This is a genomic window from Streptomyces sp. NPDC059564, from assembly GCF_042735575.1.
Taxonomy (GTDB): domain Bacteria; phylum Actinomycetota; class Actinomycetes; order Streptomycetales; family Streptomycetaceae; genus Streptomyces.
Window position 1 is genome coordinate 1 of record NZ_JBHWBP010000428.1, and the last position, 5940, is coordinate 5940.

Here is a 5940-nt window from a genome sequence, read left to right on the forward strand (position 1 = left end):
CCTGTCTGGAGCCGGCGTGGCCACCGGCGAGGGGCCACTCGCGGTGGAGGCTGCCCTGCGGGATGCGGCGTTCGACGACCGGGGTGCCGAACAGCGACAGCCCGAGCTGGAGTTGCCCGTTCAGGTCGAAGCCGCCGTGCAGTGCCCACGTACCGGTCGCCGAGGTCTTGCCGTCGCTCGACGCCGTCGCCTTGGCGTCGGCCTCGCCCCGCAGGTAGGGCGCGAAGTCGGCGGTGACGCCGACGGCCCCGTACAGGCCGACGGAGGCCTCGGCGCCGAGTGCGGCCTTGACCTTCCCGGCGGCGGTGACCTCCGCCTTCACCGGGGTGCTGCGCACGGCCGAGGTGCTGACCGGGGTCCAGCCCTTGCCCGACGCGTAACCGCCGCCGACGCGGAAGTCGCCCGTCACGTCCTGCCGTACGTCGAGGGTGACGCGGCCGTCCGCCTCGACCTGGACGTAGCAGGTCAGATCGAGGTTGACGACGACGGGCACCGGGCCCACCTGGATGACGGGATCGCTGTGCAGCTTCGCGAACGGGATGCGCTTGGGCGCACCGGTGCTCGCGGCGGCGCGGCCCTTGAGCTCCCACTGCGAGGACCAGTCGCCGCTCATGCCGAGGAAGGCCGCGCCCGGACCGGCGCCGGGCCCGCCGTTGTAGGAGAACTCCACCTGGGGGGCGAGCTGGACGAAGCCCGACACGGCGGCTCCGGCCGAGGCGGGGGCGCCTTCGGCGGTGTCCACGGCGGCGTTCACGTCGAGCCGCAGGTTGCCGAGGGGGAGCTGTGCGCCGTGGGGTCCGGACCGCAGGCCCTCGCCCTTCGCCCAGGAGACGGTGACGCCCTTCAGCAGGGGCTCGACCCGGACGGTGGCCGGGTCGACCGGCACCTTGCCGTCGGCCTTGTCCTCCTTGAGGACGGAGGCCAGCGTCGTGGAAGCGGTCTTGACCTCGGTGCCGCGCTCGGTCTTCCCGACGACCTCGGTGACCTTCGCGAGCAGGCCGTCCGGGGCGCCGGGCGCCGGGGCGCTGGCGATGACGTCGCCCACCGCGACGGGCGCTTCGGGTGCGGCGGAGGAGCGGCCCGGGGAGGCGGAGGGACCCTGCGGGGCGGGCGGGGCCTTGGATATGACGGCCCGTCCGCTCGCCTTGTCGTACGAGGCGACCTTCAGCGAGGCCTTCTCGGGCTGGTCCTTGCCGGTCCGGGTGCGGGCGATGGCGGTCGGCGCGGACGACCCCTGCGGCGCGGCGTCCACGTCCAGTTGCCGGGTGCTGCCGTCGGCCTGCGAAGCGGCGGCGGCGGGGCCCGCCTCCCCGGCGGCGCCGGTGTGGGGCGTGGTGGAGCAGCCGGTGGCGGCGAGCGTGAGGGTGGTCAGGCCGGGGAGCAGGAGGCGTCGGGTGAGCATGCGCACGTGAATGTGTGACCTTCTTGGGGGGAGGAGCTGTTACTGACAAGTAACGTGAAGGTCGATCATGTCATGTGCGCGGTGCGGCGGTCATCCCGGGTTCCGGCCAACTCGCCTCTGGCGGAAGGCGGTTGAAACTTCATCCATGTGCGGCGCCGGTGACTACGCCTCGTGCTGCGGGAGGTGGGCCTTGGCGTCGGCGTAGGTGGCGGCGGCGGGCTCGGCGGCCGGACCGTAGAACAGGTTCAGGACGCCCGTACGGAAGGTCGTGCAGGAGAGCAGGTTCAGCGGAATCGGGGGCTCCCCCTCGGCGAACAGGCGCATGCCCTTGCCGACCACGATCGGGTGGACCAGCAGGTTGAGCCGGTCCAGCAGGCCCGCGGCCAGCAGCCGGCGGACGACGGACACCGAGCCGCTGACCCAGACGGTGCCGCCGGCCGGTTCGGCCTTCAGCGCGGCGACCGCCTCGGTCAGCGGGCCGGCGAGGGGCTCGGAGTTGCGCCAGGTGAACTCGGGCGCGCCCCGTGACACGACGATCTTGCGGGCGTCGCCGAGGAGCTTCGCGAAGGAGGCGTCCTCACCGCCCGCCTCCTCACGGCCGGGCCAGGCGCCGGCGAAGCTGTCGTAGGTCTTGCGGCCGAGGAGCAGCGTGTCGGCGGTACCGAGGGTGGCGTCGACGGCCGCGCCCATCTCCTCGTTGAAGTAGGGGAAGTGCCACTGGTCGGGGGCCTCCACCACCCCGTCGAGCGAGACGAACAGCTGCGCGGCGATCTTCCTCATGGGTGCTCCTGGCGTACGGGGCCGGTCCTGGGTCGTCCGTCCCAGTAGACGGCACACCCGCCCGAAACCCCCGGCGGCACGGCGACGCCGACAGGGTCTAGAGGCCGACGTCCCGGCGGCTCATGTCGTCCAGGGATTCGCGGCGTACGAGCAGCCGCGCCGAGCCGTCCCGGACCGCGACCACCGGCGGCCGGCCGACCAGGTTGTAGCCGGACGCCATGGACAGGTGGTACGCGCCGGCCGCGGGCACCGCGAGGAGGTCGCCGGGGCGGACGTCGCCGGGCAGCGCCACGTCCTCCGCGAGGACGTCACCCGCCTCGCAGTGCCGCCCCACCACCGTGACGACGGCGGGCGCGGCCGTCGGACGGCGGCCGATCAGCAGGGGCGCGTACCGGACCCCGTACAGCGCCGGCCGGGGGTTGTCGCTCATCCCGCCGTCGACGGCGACGAAGGTACGCCCCGAGGTCTCCTTGACGGTGAGCACCCGGTAGACGGCCACTCCGGCCGGGCCGACGAGGGCGCGGCCGGGTTCGACGGTCAGCCGCGGCACGGGCAGCTTCGCGTGCGCGCAGCCGTCCTCCAGCTCGGCCCGGACCCGGACGGCCAGCGCGGCCGGGTCCAGGGCGGCTTCCCCGGGGCGGTACGCGATGCCGTGCCCGCCGCCGATGTTCAGCTGGGGCAGCTCCAGACCGTGGTGGTCCCGCACCTGGGTCATCAGGCCGACCATCCGGCGCACGGCGGCGACGTACGGCTTGACCGAGGTGATCTGCGATCCGATGTGGCAGTGCAGTCCCACGAGTTCCAGGCGGGGCCGGGCCAGGATCCGGGCGATGGCGTGCTGGGCCGAGCCGTCCGTGACGGAGAGCCCGAACTTCTGGTCCCCCGTACCCGTCCGGATCTTGGCGTGGCCGCCCGCCGCGATGCCCGGCACGACCCGGACCATGACCTGCCGGCGGTCGCCCTCCGGCACGAGGGCGGCCAGCCGGGCGATCTCCGGCGCGCTGTCGAGGACGATGCGGCCGACCCCGAGCCGGACGGCGGCGTACAGGTCCTCGGGGCTCTTGGCGTTGCCGTGCAGGACGATCCGGCCGGGCGGGAAACCGGCGGAGGTGGCGAGGCCCAGTTCCCCGGCGGAGCAGACGTCCAGGCCCAGGCCCTCGTCCTCGGCCCAGCGGACCACGGCCCGGCAGAGGAAGGCCTTGGCGGCGTAGACGACGTCCGCGTCGGGGAAGGCAGCGCGGTAGGCGCGGCAGCGGTCGCGGACCTCGCCCTCGTCCAGGAGGTAGAGCGGGGTGCCGAACCGGTCGGCGGCCGCGGCGAGGGAGACCCCGGCGACGGTGACGTCGCCGTCGGAGGCCGCCCGGGCCGAGGCGGGCCAGACGGAGAGGTCCGCGGAGGCCGGCGCGGGCGCGGCGGCGGGGAAGGTGACAGACACGGAGGCGGGCCCTTCAGCCGATCAGGAGGTGCGGGCAGGAGACGACCGCGGCGGCGCCGGCCACGCGCAGGACGCCGGCCCGCCGGGGATCCCGGTCGCGGCGGGCGGGCAGCGGCTCCGCGCCGGCGGGCGCGGGCTCGGGCGTGGTGGCGGGGGCGCAGAGCTGGGGGTCCACCGTGAGGAGCCCGATGCCCAGCGGCCGGGCCAGGGCGCGCAGCGCCGGCTCCGAGAGCCTGATCCACGGCTGGTCCGCACCCAGCGTGGCGGTGAGCCGCTCCACGGAGGTGAAACCGACGGCGGTCCGCTCTCCGGGAGGGGTACGGAAGAAGCGGGCCGTGCAGCCCGCGGGTCCCGGCCGGACGGGGACGTGGAGGGGTCCGGCCGGGACGGGTTCGCAGGGTTCGGGGTCTTCGGTGCGGTCGGTGCTCGACATGCTGTTCCTCCGGGTGGCGAGCGTGTGGTGGCGCCCCGGCGGGAGGGCCGGTCGCGCTCCGGCGAAGGTATGCCCGCGGAACCGGCACCGTCCCCGGCGCTGACGCATGCTTGACGGGATTTCCCCCAGCGCTGACGCGCTGTTGACGGCGCCCCTCCCGCGGACGCCACCCGATCGGGGAGCCGGCCGCCGGGCCGGAGTCAGGTGACCGCCGAGCTCGGGAGTTCGGGCGTCGCCCGCACGCTGCCGCGCGTCATGGGCAGGGTCAGGACCATCGTGAGGCCGCCGCCCGGGGTGTCCTCCGCGGCGAGGGAGCCGCCCATGGCCTCCGTGAAGCCCCGGGCGACGGCGAGGCCGAGGCCGACCCCGGCCCCGCGCGGGGCGTCGCCGTGGCGCTGGAACGGCTCGAAGATGCGCTCCTTCGCCTCGTCGGGGACCCCGGGCCCGCGGTCGACGACGCGCAGCTCGACGCGGTCGCGCAGGGCGCTGGCGGAAACGTTGACGGGCCGCCCGCCGGGGCTGTACTTGACGGCGTTCTCCACGATGTTGGCGACGGCCCGCTCCAGCAGCCCGCGGTCGACGGCGACCATCGGCAGCGTCTCGGGGATGTCGAGCTCCACGCTGTCCTCCGGTACGCCGCCCAGGGCCATCGGGACGACCTCGTCCAGGTCGGTCTCGCGGATCAGCGGGACGACGGTGCCGGTGTTGAGGCGGGACATGTCGAGGAGGTTCCCGATCAGCGCGGAGAGCCGGTCGGCGCCGTCCTCGATGCCTTCCAGCAGGTCCGCCCGGTCCTCCTCGGACCATTCGACGTCGGCCGAACGCAGGGAGGTGACGGACGCCTTGATGCCGGCGAGCGGGGTCCGCAGGTCGTGGCTGACCGCGGCGAGCAGGGCCGTCCGGATGCGGTTGGCCTCGGCGAGCTCGCGCGCCCTGCCCGCCTCGTCGACCAGGCGCTGACGGTCGAGTACGACGGCCGCCTGGGCGGCGAACGCCCCGAGGACGCGGCGGTCCTCGGCGGGCAGGACCCGCCCGGTCAGCGCCAGGGCCATGGTGTCGCCTATCGGCAGGTCGACGTCCGCGTCCTCGGGGCGGCCGACCGGTCCGGTGCCGACGGCCGCCGCCGTCGTCCAGGGGTCGACCTCGGAGGTGCGCTCCAGGAGGACGACCGACTGCATCGCGAAGGTCTCGCGGAGCCGTTCGAGGAGGGCGTCGAGGGAGTTCTCCCCGCGCAGGACGCTGCCGGCGAGGAAGGACAGGATCTCGGACTCGGCCCGCAGCCGGGCGGCCTGGTGGGTGCGGCGGGCCGCCAGGTCCACCACGGAGGCGACGGACACCGCGACCCCGACGAAGATCGCGATGGCGACGATGTTCTTCGGGTCGGAGACGGTGAACTCGTGCAGCGGCGGCGTGTAGAAGAAGTTCAGCAGCAACGACCCGAAGGCCGCCGAGGCCAGCGCGGGCAGCAGTCCGCCGAGCAGGGCCGCCGCCACCGTGAAGGTCAGGAACAGCAGCATGTCGTTGGCGAGCCCGAGGTCGGGAACGACCTGGTTCAGCAGGACGGTGAGCAGCACGGGGCCGACGACGCCGGTCAGCCAGCCCCAGATCAGCCGGTGCCGGCCCAGGCGCGCCCCGCGGGCGACCGGCAGGCCCCGGCCCTTGGCCGCCTCGTCGTGCGTGACGATGTGGACGTCGAGGTCGGGCCCGGACTCCCGGGCGACGGTGGCGCTCACGCCGGGCCTGAAGACGGACTGCCAGGAGCGGCGGCGGCTGACACCGAGGACGATCTGGGTGGCGTTGCACCCGCGCGCGAACTCCAGCAGCGCGTCGGGCACGTTGTCGCCTATGACGTGGTGGAACGTGCCGCCGAGGTCCTCGACCAGGGTGCGC

Annotated in this window: 5 protein-coding genes; all 5 read right to left on the minus strand. The window is 74.6% G+C overall.

Going from position 1 to position 5940, the window contains the following annotated elements; genetic code table 11:
• The coding region (locus tag ACFV0Q_RS37285) for a hypothetical protein (RefSeq protein ID WP_385011876.1) at window positions 1-1408 on the minus strand (1408 nt) is incomplete at its 3' end.
• A 156-nt stretch (window positions 1409-1564) separates the two neighbouring features.
• Complete coding sequence (locus ACFV0Q_RS37290; protein WP_385011877.1) at window positions 1565-2182, minus strand: dihydrofolate reductase family protein; 618 nt, start codon at window positions 2180-2182, stop codon at window positions 1565-1567.
• Window positions 2183-2279: 97 nt separating this feature from the next.
• Window positions 2280-3617 (minus strand): diaminopimelate decarboxylase, encoded by a 1338-nt coding sequence (gene lysA / locus ACFV0Q_RS37295; RefSeq protein ID WP_385011879.1) that lies wholly within the window; start codon window positions 3615-3617, stop codon window positions 2280-2282.
• Between the two features lie 13 nt (window positions 3618-3630).
• Window positions 3631-4050: an SAV_915 family protein gene (locus ACFV0Q_RS37300; protein ID WP_385011882.1), complete on the minus strand. Its 420-nt coding sequence runs from the start codon at window positions 4048-4050 to the stop codon at window positions 3631-3633.
• A 200-nt stretch (window positions 4051-4250) separates the two neighbouring features.
• On the minus strand, window positions 4251-5940 hold a 1690-nt coding region (locus tag ACFV0Q_RS37305), incomplete at its 5' end, for an ATP-binding protein (RefSeq protein WP_385011883.1).

Excerpts from the sequence above, each read along its gene's own strand:
- ACFV0Q_RS37290 (WP_385011877.1), bottom strand. The coding sequence starts at position 2,182 with ATGAGGAAGATCGCCGCGCAGCTGTTCGTCTCGCTCGACGGGGTGGTG.
- ACFV0Q_RS37300 (WP_385011882.1), bottom strand. The coding sequence starts at position 4,050 with ATGTCGAGCACCGACCGCACCGAAGACCCCGAACCCTGCGAACCCGTC.